General features: G+C 71.4%; 11 protein-coding genes and 1 pseudogene. 7 read left to right on the top strand and 5 right to left on the bottom strand.

The annotated features are described in order from the left end of the window. Nucleotides 1-75: 75 nt before the first annotated feature. Nucleotides 76-549 (top strand): winged helix-turn-helix transcriptional regulator, encoded by a 474-nt coding sequence (locus E4U91_RS32530; RefSeq protein ID WP_137310125.1) that lies wholly within the window; start codon nt 76-78, stop codon nt 547-549. Nucleotides 550-772: 223 nt separating this feature from the next. Next, nucleotides 773-1360, top strand: a complete 588-nt coding sequence (locus E4U91_RS32525; protein WP_137310124.1) for an ALF repeat-containing protein — start codon at nt 773-775, stop codon at nt 1358-1360. A gap of 214 nt (nt 1361-1574) precedes the next feature. On the opposite strand, the gene E4U91_RS32520 is transcribed toward E4U91_RS32525, so the two are convergent. Continuing rightward, nucleotides 1575-2228 (bottom strand): TetR/AcrR family transcriptional regulator, encoded by a 654-nt coding sequence (locus tag E4U91_RS32520; RefSeq protein WP_137310123.1) that lies wholly within the window; start codon nt 2226-2228, stop codon nt 1575-1577. A 174-nt stretch (nt 2229-2402) separates the two neighbouring features. Between E4U91_RS32520 and E4U91_RS32515 the strand changes: the two genes are divergently transcribed. Both E4U91_RS32515 and E4U91_RS32510 read left to right on the top strand, forming a co-directional pair. Further along, complete coding sequence (locus E4U91_RS32515) at nt 2403-3662, top strand: YncE family protein (protein ID WP_137310122.1); 1260 nt, start codon at nt 2403-2405, stop codon at nt 3660-3662. 162 nt (nt 3663-3824) lie between these two features. Continuing rightward, a complete protein-coding gene (locus E4U91_RS32510; RefSeq protein ID WP_137310121.1) occupies nt 3825-4430 on the top strand; it encodes a dihydrofolate reductase family protein in 606 nt (201 codons plus the stop codon). Between the two features lie 12 nt (nt 4431-4442). Here E4U91_RS32510 and E4U91_RS32505 read toward each other — a convergent pair whose 3' ends face one another. After that, a complete protein-coding gene (locus E4U91_RS32505) occupies nt 4443-5747 on the bottom strand; it encodes a tannase/feruloyl esterase family alpha/beta hydrolase (protein ID WP_137310120.1) in 1305 nt (434 codons plus the stop codon). 207 nt (nt 5748-5954) lie between these two features. Here E4U91_RS32505 and E4U91_RS32500 point away from each other — a divergent pair, with 207 nt between their 5' ends. Continuing rightward, nucleotides 5955-7058 (top strand): sensor histidine kinase, encoded by a 1104-nt coding sequence (locus E4U91_RS32500; RefSeq protein WP_137310119.1) that lies wholly within the window; start codon nt 5955-5957, stop codon nt 7056-7058. Further along, nucleotides 7055-7687, top strand: a complete 633-nt coding sequence (locus E4U91_RS32495; protein ID WP_137310118.1) for a response regulator transcription factor — start codon at nt 7055-7057, stop codon at nt 7685-7687. The genes E4U91_RS32500 and E4U91_RS32495 overlap by 4 nt, the downstream gene beginning before the upstream one ends. A 103-nt stretch (nt 7688-7790) precedes the next feature. Here E4U91_RS32495 and E4U91_RS32490 read toward each other — a convergent pair whose 3' ends face one another. The 3 genes from E4U91_RS32490 to E4U91_RS32480 form a co-directional block, all read right to left on the bottom strand. Beyond that, nucleotides 7791-8096 carry a hypothetical protein gene (locus E4U91_RS32490; protein ID WP_137310117.1) on the bottom strand — a complete coding sequence of 102 codons (306 nt, stop codon included), beginning with the start codon at nt 8094-8096 and terminating at the stop codon, nt 7791-7793. A gap of 37 nt (nt 8097-8133) precedes the next feature. After that, the gene (locus E4U91_RS32485; protein ID WP_137311113.1) at nt 8134-13305 is read right to left on the bottom strand and encodes a DUF6531 domain-containing protein; all 5172 of its coding nucleotides are present in this window, start codon (nt 13303-13305) and stop codon (nt 8134-8136) included. Nucleotides 13306-13906: 601 nt separating this feature from the next. Beyond that, a complete protein-coding gene (locus E4U91_RS32480) occupies nt 13907-14413 on the bottom strand; it encodes a metallophosphoesterase family protein (protein WP_137310116.1) in 507 nt (168 codons plus the stop codon). A gap of 137 nt (nt 14414-14550) precedes the next feature. On the opposite strand from E4U91_RS32480, the pseudogene E4U91_RS32475 reads away from it, so the two are divergent. Next, nucleotides 14551-15864: pseudogene (locus tag E4U91_RS32475) on the top strand (glycosyltransferase family 2 protein); the annotation flags it as partial. Nucleotides 15865-15931 lie beyond the last annotated feature (67 nt).

Genomic DNA, 15931 nt, shown 5'->3' with positions numbered 1-15931 from the left:
GAAATGAGTAGCAAAGTGAAACCGATTCGACCGTAGGACATAATGGTTTCGATCCGCAACTCATGGGGAGGTGCCATGCCGCGTCCTTCCACCGGCACGCCGAGTCCGGCCTGGACCGATCCCGACTGCCCGGTGGCCCGCGCGCTCGACCTCGTCGGCGACCGGTGGAGCCTCCTGGTCGTCCGGGACGCGATGGACGGGGCACGGTCCTTCACCGAGTTCCAGCGACGGACCGGCATCGCCCGCAACATCCTCACCGACCGCCTGCGCAGGCTTACGGCCCACGGGATCCTGGCCCAGCAGAGCGCGCCCTCCGGCCGCCGTCTGCAGTACGTCCTCACCGACGTCGGCCGCGACCTCTTCCCCGTCCTGCTCACCCTCCGCCAGTGGGGGGAACGCCACGCCTTCGAACCGGGCGAGCGGCACTCCACGCTGGTCGACCAGCACGGCGCCCGCGTGCCGGACGTCAGGCCCACCGGTGCCGACGGTGCTCCCCTCGACGCCGACACCACCCACGTGCGGAAGACCGGCGGCCCGTCTCACCGGTGAGGCGACGGCCGGCGAGACAGTCAGGGCGCGCGTGGCGACGCGGTCTGCCTGCTTGGTTCACGGGCGGCTCCCGCCGGCCGGACGACGTGCACGGCAATCAGCGGCGCCCTGCGACCGCAGCCGGGCAACCGTCATTGTCAGACCCAGGTGGCAGTATCACTGGAGTGGACGTCCTGAGGCGTCCTCACCTCACGGCCCCAGCAAACGAAGAGGAGCATTCTTCTTGCGACTGCATCGCGTAGCGCCCGGCATCGCCGCGGGCATCATCGCCCCGGCCCTCCTGCTCGCCACCCCGTCCTTCGCCGCCACGGCGGCACCGACCGCGGTGGCGGTGCCCGCAGTGCCCTCCTCCGCGGACGATCCGGACGCCGACGACCTGAAGGTGGCCATAGCCCGGATCCTCGCCGACCCGGACAGCGGCCGGCGCGTGACACGAGAAGCCAACGCCCTCCTCGACGCCAACGACCCCGAGGCCATGCGCGCCTGGCTGGAAACCGGCTACCGGCTCGCCCAGGCCGAGGACGACAGCGTCGCCATCGCCCGCACCCTCGCGGACCCGGACAGCGGCCGGCGCGTGATACGAGAAGCCAACGCCCTCCTGGACGCCAACAACCCCGAGGCCATGCGCGCCTGGCTGGAAACCGGCTACCGGCTCGCCCAGGCCGAGGACGACCGGGTCGCGATCGCCCGCATTCTCGCCGACCCGTCCATCAGCCCGGCCCTGCGCGCGGCGGCCAACGCCGCCCTCGACGACAACACACCCGAAGCACTGCGCCACTTCCTGGAAGTCGGCAGGTACCAGGTCGCCTGACCGGCACGGCGCCGCACCACGGCGCGTCGTCCGGGTGGGGCCGCCCGCACCTCCGAGTGCCGGCGGCCCCATCCGGCAGACCCTGTGCGACCTCGGTGCCCTCCGCAAGGCTCTGCGGTCTCGCCGCCCAGTGCGGCATGGGCCACTGACACGAGGCAGCCGAGACGATGACAAGGACCACGTCAGCCGACTGATTGGCCCGCCCCTGCACGCCTCACGGCCGCCAGCCCGGCGGTCGCAGGATGCCCAGGAGCTGGCGGACCAGTTCCTCGACGACCTCGTCCAGGGCCGCCTCCACCCAGCCCGCGCTCCAGTCGTGGAGCAGGCCGTTGACGCCGCCGATGAAAGCCGTCGCCGCCAGGCGGTAGTCGCGGGGCGCCGCCTCCCCGCGGGCCGCCGCTGCGGTGGCCTCGGCGCAGATCAGGTCGACCCAGCGGGAGCGGCGGGCCAGGCGCTGTTCCTCCAGGCGGGGGCTGACGCCGATGATCTCGACGAAGGTGATGCGGATGCGGCGGGGATCGGCGGTGACGTTGCCCGCGTAGGCACGGAAGACGGCGGTGACCCTTTCCTCCAGCGGCAGGTCGCGGGCCGCGGCGAAGGCGGTCAGGACGGCTTCCTCCGCCCAGTCGTTGACCTGGAGGTGCAGGGCGGCGAGCACGTCCTCCAACGTGCGGAACGCCTCGTAGAACTGACGGGTCGACAGTCCGGCGGCCTCGCTGAGCGCCGCGACCGTGGTGGCGCGGTACCCCGGGGTGCCGCCGAACAACTCCAGTGCCGCGTCCAGGAATCTCCGGCGCCGCTCGGCCTGCCGCTCGGCGGCGGACTTCCCGGCGTAACGGCCGGTCGGGGCCCTGAGCCTGCCCGCCACTGGTCCTCCCTCGTCCGTCCGACTCCCGATTTTGTCCTGCACGCGGTCTTGTGGCGAAGGCCGCCCCTTCCTTACTTTCCAGTAAGTCCACTCTGAACGCAGCGGTGTTCAGATTCGGACCGAGCCGCTGTGCCCTGCCCCGCTCCTGCCGCCCCCCAGAGGAAGAGAGCACACATGCCTGCCTTCAGACCCAGGCACCTTTGCTCCGTGGCCGCCGCCCTCGCCCTGACCGTCGCCGCCCCCGCGACCGCCGCCACCGCCGCCGGTGCCGCGTCCGACACCGCCGCCTTGCGCGAGGTGCTGTTCGTCGGGAACAACTGGGACGGCACCGCCGACGTCATCAGGTCCACCGGCGACTTCGCGAAGATCGGCCGCATTGACGTCATCCCCGACAAGGCCGCGCGGATGGCCGAGATCAACGCCGACCCGATCAAGTGGATCTACTTCCAGGCCATCCGTAACGGAGTCGGCGAGGGACACGACCAGTTCGCCGACGACATGTATTCCACGCCGGACGGGACGTCGGTGGTCGTCTCACGGCCCAGCTTCGCCGACGTCGTCTCCCTCGACCTGGCCACCGGCGCCGTCAACTGGCGCTTCCCGGTGTCGGGTTACCGCGCCGACCACATGGCCGTCTCCCCCGACGGCAAGCGCGTCGCGGTCTCCGCGTCGACCGCCAACACCGTGCACGTCCTGGACATCGTCACCGGCAAGCAGGTCGGCTCGTTCGCGACCGGCGACAAGCCGCACGAGAATATCTTCACCAAGGACGGCAAGTACCTCTACAACATGGCGATCGGCGACGTGAACACCTCGCTGGACGCCCCCTGGCTGGACTGGACGAAGGGCGACCGGCGCATCACGGTCGTCGACGCGACCACCTTCCAGCAGGTCAGGACCATCGACATGCGCCAGCGGCTGGACGCTATCGGCCTGGGCGACTACTCGGACGCGGTGCGCCCGGCGGTCTTCTCGCCCGACGAGTCCAAGCTGTACTTCCAGGTGTCGTTCTTCAACGGCTTCTTCGAGTACGACCTGGCCACCGACAAGATCACCCGGACGAAGACGCTGCCGAAGAACCCGGCGACCAGCGACGACCGCACCACCTTCGTCAACGACTCCCGCCACCACGGCCTCTCGATGAAGCCCGACGGCAGCAAGCTGTGCGTGGCGGGCACGATGGACGACTACGCCGTGGTCGTCGACCGCGCCACGTTCCAGCAGGGCCCGCTGGTCAGCGCCGCCAAGCCGTACTGGGCGACGGTCAGCGGCGACGGGCGGGACTGCGTGATCTCCGAGAGCGGCGCCGACCAGGTCACCGCGATCGACTTCGCCACCGGGCAGAAGGTCCTCTCGGTGCCCGTGGGCGACCACCCGCAGCGTGTGCGGCTGGGCCACGTGGCCGCCGACTGGACGGGACCGCACGCTTCCTAGACGGCCGAGCTTCCGGTTCCGGAGCGGTGCGGCGGGTGCTTCCTCACGGAAGCGCCCGCCGCACCGCTGTGTCCGGGCTCCCACGGCACGGCCCGGCGCGTCCGATGAGTTCGCCGCTCGCGGCCGGTCCAAGCTCGTGACACCCACGGAAAGGACACCGCCATGTCGGAGCTTCTGGTCGACTTCATCACCTCCCTCGACGGATGCGCGTCGGGAGAGGGCTGGCCCGGGTTCTGGGGCCTCGAGGGCCCGGAGTACCTCGCGTGGCTCGGCGAACAGCCCTCGGCCACCTATCTGATGGGAGCGAACACCTACCGCCTGATGTCGGGCTTCGCCACGGGCGAGATCCCTGTCGGCGAGGACGGCTTCCGGCCCGAGGAGGAGGCGTCCCTCGACGAGCTCGCACGAGCGTCCAAGGTGGTGTTCTCCTCCTCCCTCAAGGAGCCGCTGACCTGGGCCAACTGCACGCTCGTCCGCGACGACGCCGTAGAGGCGGTCCGCGCCATGAAGGCGAGCGGCTCGGGACTCCTCAGCACGCTCGGCAGCGTCAGCCTGTCCCGGTCGCTGCTGCGAGCGGGACTCGTCGACCGCTTCCGGGTCGTGATGTTCCCGGTGATCACCGGCGCCACGGGCGAGGAACGCATCTACGACGGCTATCCGGACGTAGCCCTCGAGATGACCGAGCACCGCACCTTCGACGGCCGCATCCAGTTGGTCGAGTACCGGCCGCTCGTGCTCGACCACCCCCCGCTCGGCGCCCCGGCGTGACGTCCCCCCGCGTCAGCGCGTGTGCCGGGTCCACGCCTCCAGCTCGCCGAAGGCCGTGACGAAGGACGGCAGCATGGGCTGGAGCGTCCGCGGGGCGAGGGGAACCAGCCCGTCGGTGTGGGTGCCGCCGGCGACGAGGACGTAGCGGTGCAGGGCGGCGCGTCCGGCGTCGGCGACCATGCGGTGGTAGACGTCGCCGAAGGCGGACGGCGGGGTGAGGACGTCCAGGGTGCCCTGGATGCTGATCAGGGGCCGCCGGATGCGCCCGGTCAGCGCGATCCGGTCCATGGCGCGGTGGACCGCGGCGGGGCGGGAGGCGAAGTCGTAGTCGGTGTCGCAGCCCGCGCCGGTCCCCGCCGGGCAGAACGGGGTCCCCGCCTGCGCGGCACCGTCGTACCCGGGGTCGACCTCCTCGCGGATCACCCGCTGCAGGAAGTCCCACTGGGTGCGGTAGTGGAAGTCCCACAGCGCCTCCGAGCCCGCGGGATAGCCGGCCGCGAGCATCTCGGCGTGCGCGTCCGGCTCCCCCGCCCGGTAGCGGGGGTAGGCGCGCAGCGCGGGCGGGAGGGTGGTGAGGAGGCTGCCGTTCCGGGTGAAGGTGAGGGCGTTCCAGTCGATGCCGCCGGTGTACAGCCGCGGGTAGTGCTCGAGCTGCCAGCGGACGAGGTACCCGCCCGCGGAGAGCCCGGCGGCGTACGTGGTGCGCGGGGCGTGGCCGTAGTACCCGGCGGCGGTCTGCTGGGCCGCCCGGGTCAGCTCCGCGAAGCGGCGGTGCCACTCCAGGATGGCGTCGCCCGGGCGTTCGCCATCCCGGTAGATCTCGGCGCCGGTGTTGCCCTTGTCGGTGGCGGCGTAGGCGTAGCCCTTGGCGAGCACCTGGTCGCTGATGATGCGGTCGTTGGCGTACTGCTCGCGCACCCCCGGCGGACCGGCGACGACCAGGCCGCCGTTCCAGTGCCGGGGCAGCCGGAGGACGAACTGGCTGTCGTGGTCCCAGCCGTGGTTGGTGTTGGTGGTGGAGGTGTCCGGGAAGTAGCCGTCGACCTGCACCCCGGGCACCCCGGACGGGGTGACGGTGCCCGGCGCTTCCAGGCCGGCCCAGTCGGCGGGGTCGGTGTGGCCGGTCGGCACGGTCCCCGTGGTGGTCAGGTCGGCCAGGCAGGCGGAGACGGCGTAGGCGGCTCCCGGGACGGGCACGTCGGCGCAGCCGGCCGGGGCGGGGGCGGGACGGCGGGGGGCCGCCGCGTCGGCGGTCGCCGCCGGGGCGGCGAGGCAGGTGGCGAGCAGCAGCGGGACGACCGCGAGACGGCGGAGCACGCCGGTCTCCTCTCGGTGGGTGACGGGACGCGGCCGAATCTAGGAAGCGCGGGTCGGTGGGGGTAAGTGCCCGACGGCCACAGCGCGTTGGCCGGAGGGCACATGACCTGTGGCCAGGATGTGGGACGGCGGCTTCCGGTCAGGTTGCCGCTGCGTAGGCTGCCCACGGTGGGAGTGGGGAGACGCGTGAGCCCGTGGGGAGGCCCGATGACGCGACCGGTGCCCTGGATACCGTCCGTCCTGTACGGCGCCGTGCTGCTCGGGGGTCTCTACTACGCCGCGATCGGGCCGGGGCCGGGGGTGCGGTCGGCCGGGTTCGCGGGTCTGCTCTGCGCGCTGACCGTCCTGGACGCGCGCGAGTGGCCGGTCGCGTCGGGGGCGGTGTTCCCGCCGGGGGCGGTGTTCGCGCTGAGGGCGGTGCTGCTGGGCGCTGTGGCGGCGCTCGATCCGTCCGGCCTGTCCCGGGTGCTCTTCGTGCTCCTGCCGTTCCTGGCGTTCTTCGTCTGGGGACGCACGGTGTCCGTGGTGCTCGGCGCCGGCTGCGTGGCCGCCCTGGCGGGGGTCTTCACCGTCCGGGTCCCGCACTGGGAGGTCCGGGCCGAGTACATCTCCGACCTGCTGATGTTCGCCCTCGGGGTGGTCCTGGCCATCGCCATGGCCGCGGTGGCCGTCCGCGAGCAGCAGGCCCGCGCCCGTCTGGAGGGCACGCTCGCCCAGGTGGCGGAGTTGTCCGCGGCACGTGAGCGCAACCGGCTGGCCCGCGACATCCACGACAGCCTCGGCCACCACCTGACCGCCATCGGCATCCAGTTGGAGAAGGCGGAGGCCTTCGCCTCGCTCGATGCGGCCGGCTCGGCGCAGGCGGTGGAGCACGCCCGGTGGTCGGCGAACCGGGCCTTGGACGAGGTGCGTGCCTCGGTGCGGACCCTCGGCCCCGAAGCCGAATCCGGGCCGGCCGGCCTCGGGCGGGCGCTCACCGACCTGGTCCACCACCTGGACGGCGGCAGCGGCCGGATCACCCTGGAGGTGTCCGGCACCGAACGTCGGCCGCTGCTGGTGCTGTACCGGGCGGCGCAGGAGGGACTGACCAACGCCTGCCGGCACTCCGGGGCCACGCAGATCCGTGTGGACGTCGCCTACGAGGAGCAGGGGGCCGTGCTGCGCGTGGCGGACAACGGGGGCGGGTTCGGCACCGCCGAGGAGGGGTTCGGGCTCGCGGGCCTGCGCGAACGGCTGCGCCTCGCCGGCGGGTCGGTGGAGCTGCGCAGTTCGGCGACCGGCACCGTGCTCACGGTGAGGGTCCCGTGGTGAGCGGGGAGGAGGACCCGGCCACGCGGGTGCTCGTGGTCGACGACCAGGAGCTGGTGCGGGAGGGCATCTGCGCGCTGCTCGGGATCCAGCCGGGCATCGCGGTGGTGGGCAGCGCCGGTGACGGCGCCGAGGCCGTGGAGACGGCGCAGGCCCGCCGTCCCGACGTGGTGCTGATGGACGTCCGGATGCCCGGTCTGGACGGCGTGGCCGCTACCGCCCTGCTGCGGCGGGTCCTGCCCGCCTGCAAGGTGGTGATGCTCACGACGTTCGCCGACGACGCGTACGTGACCCGGGCGCTGCGTGCCGGGGCGGTCGGGTACCTGCTGAAGAACCTGCCCGCCGCCGCCCTCGCCCAGGCCGTCCGCCTGGCGCACGCGGGCGTGGCCCAGTTCGACCAGAGCGTCACCGCGGGCCTGACGGCCGGCGGTTCGGCGCCGGAGCTGCTCACTCCGCGCGAGACGGAGGTCCTGCGCCTGATCTGCGCGGGCGCCACCAACAAGGAGATCGCGGCCCGCCTCTACCTCAGCGAGGGAACGGTCAAGAACCACATCTCCCGCGTCCTGAGCCGCCTCGGCCTGCGCGACCGCACCCAGGCGGCCCTGTACGCCAGGGAGAACGGGCTGCTGTGACCCCCCGGACGGCGCCCTCCTGGAGGCCGGCACCACCTCCATGCGTGGAAGGCCGAGAGGCCGGGCTCCGGGGAGCGCGGCCTCTCGGGTGGTGACGTGGCGCCTACCAGTAGGTACGCGTGATCGCGTCGGGCAGTTTCCCCTGCCGCTCCCCTTCCTGGAAGATCGCCGATGCCACGATCAGGAAAGCACGGCGCAGTTTCGGGTCCGGGTCGGGATTTTCCACATTCCCGATGTTCTTGTCGAGGAGCATGTCACCGAGGGGTATTCCCTCCGGTGTGCAGGGCCGGGCGACTGATCCCTCCGGGTCGATCAGGATGTTCCCGGTGACGCCTTCCGCGGTTTCCCAGGCGTAGACGGATCCCGATTCCAGGGAGTGGATCTTCCTGCACGTCAGTGATGCTGTCACGGGGATTCCCACCAGTTCGCTCGCGCCAGGATTTCGATCACCTGAACCCTATACCGTCCGCCGCAGGCGCATGTTCGTCCCAGGTGTGGCCGGCGTCCAGGGTCGCTTGATGGGCGCGGCGGTAGTTCTGGTCACCGTGCTGGCGCATCCAGTTCGACTCGTACAGTTCATGTGCGAGCAGGTCGAAATCGCTGGGGTGTGGATTTCCGTTCTGAAGGCGTTCCCAGGCCCTGGCGATACGCGGATTGGCGTCGAATCGCAGCATTCCCGCGTCGAGTTGGTGCGTTTCGATGAACAGGTGGTTGTAGATCTGATCGATGTCGGCCGCGGAATAGCCGTGCGACGCTGCGGTCTGCGCCACCCGGTCGAGCTGGGCGTCGGCACGGATCGCGTCATAGGCGTGGTCCGCCCATTCCAGCTCGAAGTCCATCTCGCTGCGCGGCCGCCGGAAGGACGAACCGCCGGACTGCAGCTCCCGCTCCGTGGCCACCGCGGTCCGCCGCCACCCGGTCAGCCCGCCGACCCCGGTGAGGACGAGCTGCTGGGCGAGTTCGTCGGCGGTTTCCGCGTACAGATCGGCGAGCGCGTCGCAGCCCTGCTGCCGGAGCATGTACTCGGCGCGGTAGAGCCGGTAGGCGGGGCGGACGGGGAGGTACTTGTCGACGAAGGCGCCCGCGCCGCCGTTCTCACCGGTGAAAGCGTCCTCCAGGTCCCCGAGGAACACGAAGGGGGACTTGGCGACGTCGACGAAGGCGTCGCCGAAGATGCCGAGCGCCTCGCCGAGGCTGTCGACCCGGTCGTTGTTCGGGTCGTGGGGGCTGAGACCGCTGGGGTCGGTGAGCACGCTGGGCACGTTGTCGGCGTAGGCGTACGCGGAGACGTACGGCGTCGACAGGTCCCGGGCGGCCGGATCGGGCCGCGTGAACCGACCGGTGGCGGTGTCGTACTGGCGGGTGTGCAGGTCGAGGTTGCCGGTGCTGGTCTCGTAGCGGGCGCCGGTGTACGACGGGGTGCTCGCGGGCGCGCCGCTGGTGGTGGTGTTCAGGACGCGGGTGCCGAAGGAGTCGTAGGCCCAGCGCTGGTGGAGGGTCCCAGTGCTGCCGGCGACGTCGACCGGGGAGCCCTGGGTGTCGTGGTGGTAGTAGAAGAGCGCCCCGGCGCCGGTCTTCGTGGCGGTGGGCTGGCCGAGCGGGTCGTAGCGGTAGGACTGCTTGACGGCCCAAGCGCTGTCGTACTCGGTGGCCAGGATCGGCAGCGGGGCGTTGGGGTCCCACTGGGTGCGGTTGGTGACCGCGCCGTCCTTCAGGGTGGTGACCTGGTTGCCGCTCGCGTCGTGATCGTAGGTGTAACCGACGCCCCGGACGGTGGCGGCGGAGATCTGTCCGGCCAGGTCGTAGGTGTAGGTGTCGGCGCCGGCCTTGGTCCGGTTGCCTTCGGCGTCGTGGTCGTAGGCGGTGGTCGTGGTGCCGGTGGTGGTCGAGGTGAGTTGGTCGGCGGCGTCATAGGTGTAGCTGGTGCTCGCCGTGCCAAGGGTGGAGGTCAGCCGGTTGCCGACCTTGTCATAGGTGTAGGACGTGGTGCGGCCGGCGGCGCAACCGGTGACCCAGGGCTGCGGCGCGCAGCCGGAGGTGAGCCGGCCGGCCTCGTCGTAGGAGAGGTCGTAGCCGCCGGTGCCGACGCCGGCCCGGGTGACGTCGACGCGCAAGGGCAGGCCCGCCGCGGACAGCGTCAGTGCCGTCCCGGTGACGGTGGTGTCCGCCTTGGTGGCGGTCACCGCGGTGATCCGGCCCGCCCGGTCGTAGGTGCGGTTCTCGGTCTCGGTGTCGGGCAGGGCCGATGTGACCAGGTTGCCCGCCGGGTCCCAGGTGTACGTGGTGGTCTTGCCGTCGGCGGCCATCGTCGCGGTGCGGCCGTCCGCGTCGTACGTGTACGTGATCGTGTTGCCGTCGGAGTACTTGCGGGTGAGCATCTGCCCGGCGGCGTCGTAGGTGTAGGCGAAGCCGCGGGTTTTGGTCAGGTTGCCGACCGCGTCGTAGACGAAGTCCTCGGAGACCTTGGAATTGGCGCGGCCGGTCAGCTGCCCGGCGTCGTCGTAGCCGAAGGTCGCGTCGGGGGTGGCGTCCGAGTAGTCGATCTTGGTGAGCAGACCGCGCGGGTCGTAGGTGTACCCGGTGGTGCCGCGCGGCGTGGTCTTCCCTGTGACGTTGCCTTCCGCGTCGTACGCGTAGGTCGTCTTGCGTTCCAGCGGGTCGGTGACCGAGGTGAGGCGGTGTGCCGCGTCGTAGCCGAACGCGGTGACGTGGCCGTTGGCATCGGTGCGCTGGGTGAGGTTGCCGAGCTTGTCGTGACCGTAGGCGGTGACCGCGCCGTCGGGCGCGGTGACCTTGGTCAGCTGGTCCAGGTCGTCGTAGCCGTAGGAGGTGCTGCGTCCGTCGGCATCCTTGCGCCCGACGACCCTGCCGAGGGCGTCGTAGGCGGTGGAGGTCACTCCGCCGAGTGGGTCGGTGGCTTTGGTGGGGTTGCCCGCCGGGTCGTAGTCGTACGTCGTCGTGTACTGGGCGGGGTCGGCGCCGGTGGCGTTGCCGCGCGGATCGACCGCGGTGGCCCGGCGGCCGTCGCCGTCGTAGGTCCAGCTCGACTTGTGGCCGAGCGGGGAGGTGCGGCTGAGCAGATTGCCGTCGGCGTCGTAGGCGTAGGTCGTGGTCTTGCCCAGCTGGTCGGTGCTGCTGCTGAGGCGGTTGTTCTTGTCGTAGGCGGCGGTGGTCGTCCTGCCTGCGGCGTCGGTGGTCCTGGTGATGTTGTCGTTGGCGTCGTAGGTGTAGCCGGTGGTGTGGCCCAGCGGGTCGGTGACCACGAGCGGCCGGTTGATCGCGTCGTAGGTCGTCTTCGTCGTCGCGCCGGTGGGCCCGGTGGTCGCGGTGAGGTTGCCGGCAGCGTCGTACGCGTAGGACGTGGTGTGGGCGGCCGGGTCGGCGCCGGAGACGTTCCCGCGCGGCGAGACGCTGCTGAGCAGCCGGCCCGCCTTGTCGTACGTGTAGGTGGTCCGGCCGCCGGCTGCGTCGGTCTGGGAGGCGAGCCGTCCGCCGGCGTCGTAGGTGCGGGTGAGGGACTTGCCCGCCTGGTCGGTGGTCCGGGTGAGGTTTCCCGCGTCGTCGTAGCCGAGCGTGGCGGTGTCGCCCGCCGGGTTGCGCACCGACGCCAACTGTTCGGCGCCGTTGTACTCGTAGGTCGTCGTACGGCCCAGGGCGTCAGTGACCGAGCTGAGCAGACCACGGCCGTCGTAGGTGTACTTCGTGGTGTAGGCGGCCGGGTCGGCGCCTGACACGTTTCCGCGTGGGTCGGTCCTGGTCAGGACGCGGCCCGCCTTGTCGTAGGTGAACGTCGTGATCTCGCCCAGCGGCGTGGTGACCGACGTCCGGTTGCCCATGGCGTCGTACCCGTACGAGGTGACCTTGCCGCGGGGGCTCGTCACGGTCTTCAGGGAGCCGAGCGCGGTGTACGTGTAGAGGGTCTTGCCGCCCGTCGGGTCCGTCGCCGACGTCAGCCGGTTCGCGGTGTAGGCGTACGTCGTCTTGTTGCCGCGGCCGTCGGTGTGACTGGTGAGGTTGCCCGCGGTGTCGTAGCCCCAGCTCTCCTTGTAGCCGAGCGCGGCCGGCGCGGTGCGGCTGAGCATCCGCCCCGCGGTGTCGTACGTCATCTCCGTGGTGTTGCCGCGCTGGTCGGTGATGGCGACGGGCCGCAGGTAGCGGTCGTAGTCGTAGGTGATGCTCTTGCCGTACGGATCGATCGTCTCCATCAGGACGTTGCTCGCGTAGGAGTCGGTCCACACGCCGCCGTCGGGCGCGGTGGTGTGCGACTCGCTCTTGCCGTCCCAGGTGAACGTGGTGGTCTTGCCGTTCTGGTCGGTCTGAGACTTGATGCGACCCGCGCTGTCGTAGACGTTGCCGATTTTGCCGCCTGCCGGGTCGGTGTAGGACGACAGCCGCTTGGCCGTGTCGTACGTGTACGAGGACGTCCTGCCGGCCGGGTCGGTGACCGAGGTCAGCAGATTGTCGGTGTAGCCGTACGAGACCGATGTCCCGTCCGGCAGGCTCACCTTGGACAGCAGTCCGTCGGCGCCTGGTGTGAAGGAGGTGGTGCGGCCGGCGGCGTCCTTGACGGAGGCGAGCTTGCCCGACGCGTACGTCAGGCTCAGGCCCTTGCCCGCCGCGTCGGCCACGGAGGTCAACAGACCGGTGCTGTCGAAGGTCCGCACCGTGTGGTCGGGGGTGGTGACCGTGTACGTACTCGTTCCCTTGACCAGCTTGGCCGTCGTACCCGCCGGCGCCGTGTACGTGCCGTCGCTCGCCTGGGTGAACACGAACGACGCCCCGTCGCCCGTCCGGTACGTCGCCTTCCCCGTCGCGAGGATCAGCCGCGCGTCGAACGGCGTCACCCAGCCGCGTCCCAGCAGACCGGTGGAGGTCGAGTCCGACCGATAGGTGCGCTCCAGGGTCAGCGGCACCCCCGGACCGGTCAGCGAGGCATCGGTGAGCTGCTCGTAGAACATGCCGGTCGCCGTATTGACCGGGTCGGCGCGGTGGGCCTGGGCGTAACAGGTGCAGATGCCCGCCGCCGCACCGGGGATACCTGGCGTGTAGAAGGCCTCCACCAGCGGCGAGGTGGTACCGCCCGGGCTGGAGCCGTCGGCGTTGTTCAGGAAGACCCAGGCGTAGTACTTCTTGCCGTCCGCCAGGATTCCGCCCAGCTCACTGCCGGCCCACCAAAAGCACTGGTCGGTGGGGTAGGAGTTGCTCGACCACCAGTCGTAGCACCAGGCGCCGGTGTCCGGGGTGTCCCCGCTGGGGTCGTCGGTGGACTTCTTGATCTCCTGCTGGACGACGGGGGAACCCGCCTCGTCCATGACGTACAGCCACAACCCGGTGTACGCCGATCCCCGCTGCGGCAGCTTCACCTGCCCGCCGATCGACAGCATGCCGGGGTACGCGGTCGCCCAGGCCGACACCGAGACCGGGTTTCCGGGCGCCGCCGCGAGGCGCTGCGCGGCCGCGCCCGTCTCGGCGGCGGGACCACGCTCGATGCGCTGCACATCCGGCCGGCCGTGAGGCGTGCCCTCGGCTTTCCGTTCCGGCGCCGTCATATAGCCGCGCATGGGCGACGGTTCACGCCTGTCCTTCGCGATCTGCTTGCGACGCTCGGCCAGCGTCATCGCCTTGGGCGGATCGGGCAGGTCCTCGGCCGTGCGGGCCCGGACCTGGGCGACGCCGGCGGCCCCGGCCGGCCGATCCCGGGGCGACGCCCAGGACGGGGCAGCAGCCGCTATCACTAGGAGGATGAAGGCCAGGAAGGCCGTGACGAGTCTTCGCGCTTGTGCGCGCATGGTGAATCACCTGGGAGGCATCGCGAACAGGGACTCAGTGATGTTGATCCACGAAGCGTGCGCAGTAACCCACGGTGCGGAATGCGGCTGGATCGTGCCGACGGGACTCACGTGATGAGAGGGAAGCGCCTGGCCACGAGGGTGAGGTGGGGCTGGCGGCTGCTCAAGTTGGCGTGGACGCGATCATGTTGACGGCCTCTGCGATCTGCCCTTGCGCGAGGACAACCAAAAAGGGACAAATCGGTTGCCGCAGGAGGGTTGGGTCCCTCCCCGACGGGTATGCGGCGCTTGACGGACGAGACATGCATGTCGGTCAGTCCTTCGTCCCCCACCTGTGGGAAGGAGGTCCGTGACAGCGCACACTCGCAGCATCCGGGCCGTTTCCGGAGAAGACCAGCCGGGACGGCCCGGTCTCCTGCCAGGGGCGTGGTCACGGCCGGCGGGGCGGCAGGCGGTGCAGGACCACGTCCGTGAGCCGGCCGTCCGTGACGGCGGCGGTCAGGTAGGTGCAGTGCGGCTGGCGCCTGCGGTCCGTCGGTGAGCCGGGGTTGAGCAGGCGCAGTCCGGTGGACGCCGTGGTGTCCCAGGGAATGTGGCTGTGCCCGAAGACGAGGACGTCCAGGTCGGGGAAGCGGGCGGCGCAGCGGGCCTCGCGGCCCTGGGCGGGCCCGGTCTCGTGGACGACGCCGAAGCGCAGGCCGCCGAGGTCGGCGTACGCCACCTCGGGCAGCCGGGCGCGCAGTGCGGGTCCGTCGTTGTTGCCGTACACCGCGACGAGCCGGCGGCTGCGCTCCTCCAGCAGGTCGAGGGTGGCCGTGTCCACCCAGTCCCCGGCGTGCACGACGACGTCCGCGCGCGGGAGCTCGTCGAGCAGCGGGGCGGGCAGGACCTTGGCGCGCTTGGGCAGATGGGTGTCGGACACCAGGAGCAGACGCACGGCCCCAGCCTACGGCGGGCCCGGCGGGGGCCGGGCCGCGAGGTGAGCGGCGCGGCGCGCGGCGTTAGCATCGCTGCACGCGCAGCACCCGCCCGCCGCACGCCGCAGGCAAGCGACCGAAGGGGGCCAGCACACCGATGCCGGTCAAGGTCAGCGTCATCGTCCCGGTGTACAACCCGGGTGCCTGCATCGAGGAGTGCGTGGCGTCCCTGCTGCGCCAGTGGCTGCCGCGCGACGCGTACGAGGTGATCTTCGTCGACGACGGCTCGACCGACGGCACCCCGGCCCGCCTCGACGGGCTCGCGGCCGCGGACGACCGGGTCCGGGTGATCCACCAGGAGAACTCCGGCTGGCCGGGCAGGCCCCGCAACGTCGGCATCGACGCCGCCCGCGGCGAGTACGTGATGTTCGTCGACAACGACGACCACCTCGGCGACGAGGCGCTGGAACGGATGTACGCCTACGGGGTGGCGAACGACGCGGACGTGGTCGTCGGCAAGACGGCCGGGCGCGGCCGGAGCGTGCCGGTGGAGCTGTTCCGGGTGAACCGGCCGCGGGCCACCGTGGAGAACGCGCCGCTGATCGACAGCCTCACCCCGCACAAGATGGTCCGCAAGGCCTTCCTGGACCGCACCGGGCTGCGCTTCCCGGAGGGCCGGCGCCGCCTGGAGGACCACGTCTTCGTCACCGAGGCCTACCTGCGCGCCGGGAACGTGGCGGTGCTCGGCGACTACGTCTGCTACTACCACGTGCGGCGCGACGACGACGCCAACGCGGGCTTCCAGCGGTTCGACCCGGTCGGCTACTTCAAGAACCTGCGCGAGGCGCTGGACGTCGTCGAGCGGTACACCGAGCCGGGGCCGCTGCGCGACCGGCTGTTCCGGCGGTGGCTGCGCGTGGAGATGACGGAGCGGCTGCGCGGGCGGCGCTTCCTGGACCTGCCCGACGACTACCGGCGCCGGCTCTTTCAGGAGATCCACGAGGTGATCGTCGAGCGGTTCGGGCCGGGGGTCGCGGAACCGCCCCAGCCGGCCCAGCGGATCGTGGCCGAGCCGGCCGCCGCCGACCGCTACGACGACGTGCTGGCGTTCGCCGAGTGGGAGTCCGCCGTCGCGCTGCGGGTGACACCGGAGGACGTCGCCTGGCGGGACGGCGTACTGCGGGTGGCCTTCGCCGCGGAGTACACCCACCGGGGCGAGCCGATGACCTTCCCCGCCGCGCCGGGCAGCTCCGTGCCGTGGCCGCCGCGGGACCTGGACGGGGCGCTGCGGTGGCTGGCCGCCGGCACCGTCGGCCGGTTCGGCCGGGCCGGCGCCGACCTGGTGCTGCGCCACCGGGACAGCGCCGCGCAGTACTTCCAGCCGGTCGACGTGGTCCGGGAGACCGTGCCGACGGGCGACGGCACCCGGGTGCGGCTGGTCGTACGGGCCACCGCCACGGTCGACCCGGCCGGGCGGGACAGGCGCGTGCTGCGTCCGTCGTTGACGCAGATCTCCAGGTAGTTGCGGTTGCGGGTGA

This window comes from Streptomyces lasalocidi (genome assembly GCF_005280215.1).
GTDB lineage: Bacteria > Actinomycetota > Actinomycetes > Streptomycetales > Streptomycetaceae > Streptomyces > Streptomyces longwoodensis.
The sequence above is the reverse complement of the archived record's forward strand: the minus strand, read 5'-3'. Positions and strand labels throughout refer to the sequence as shown.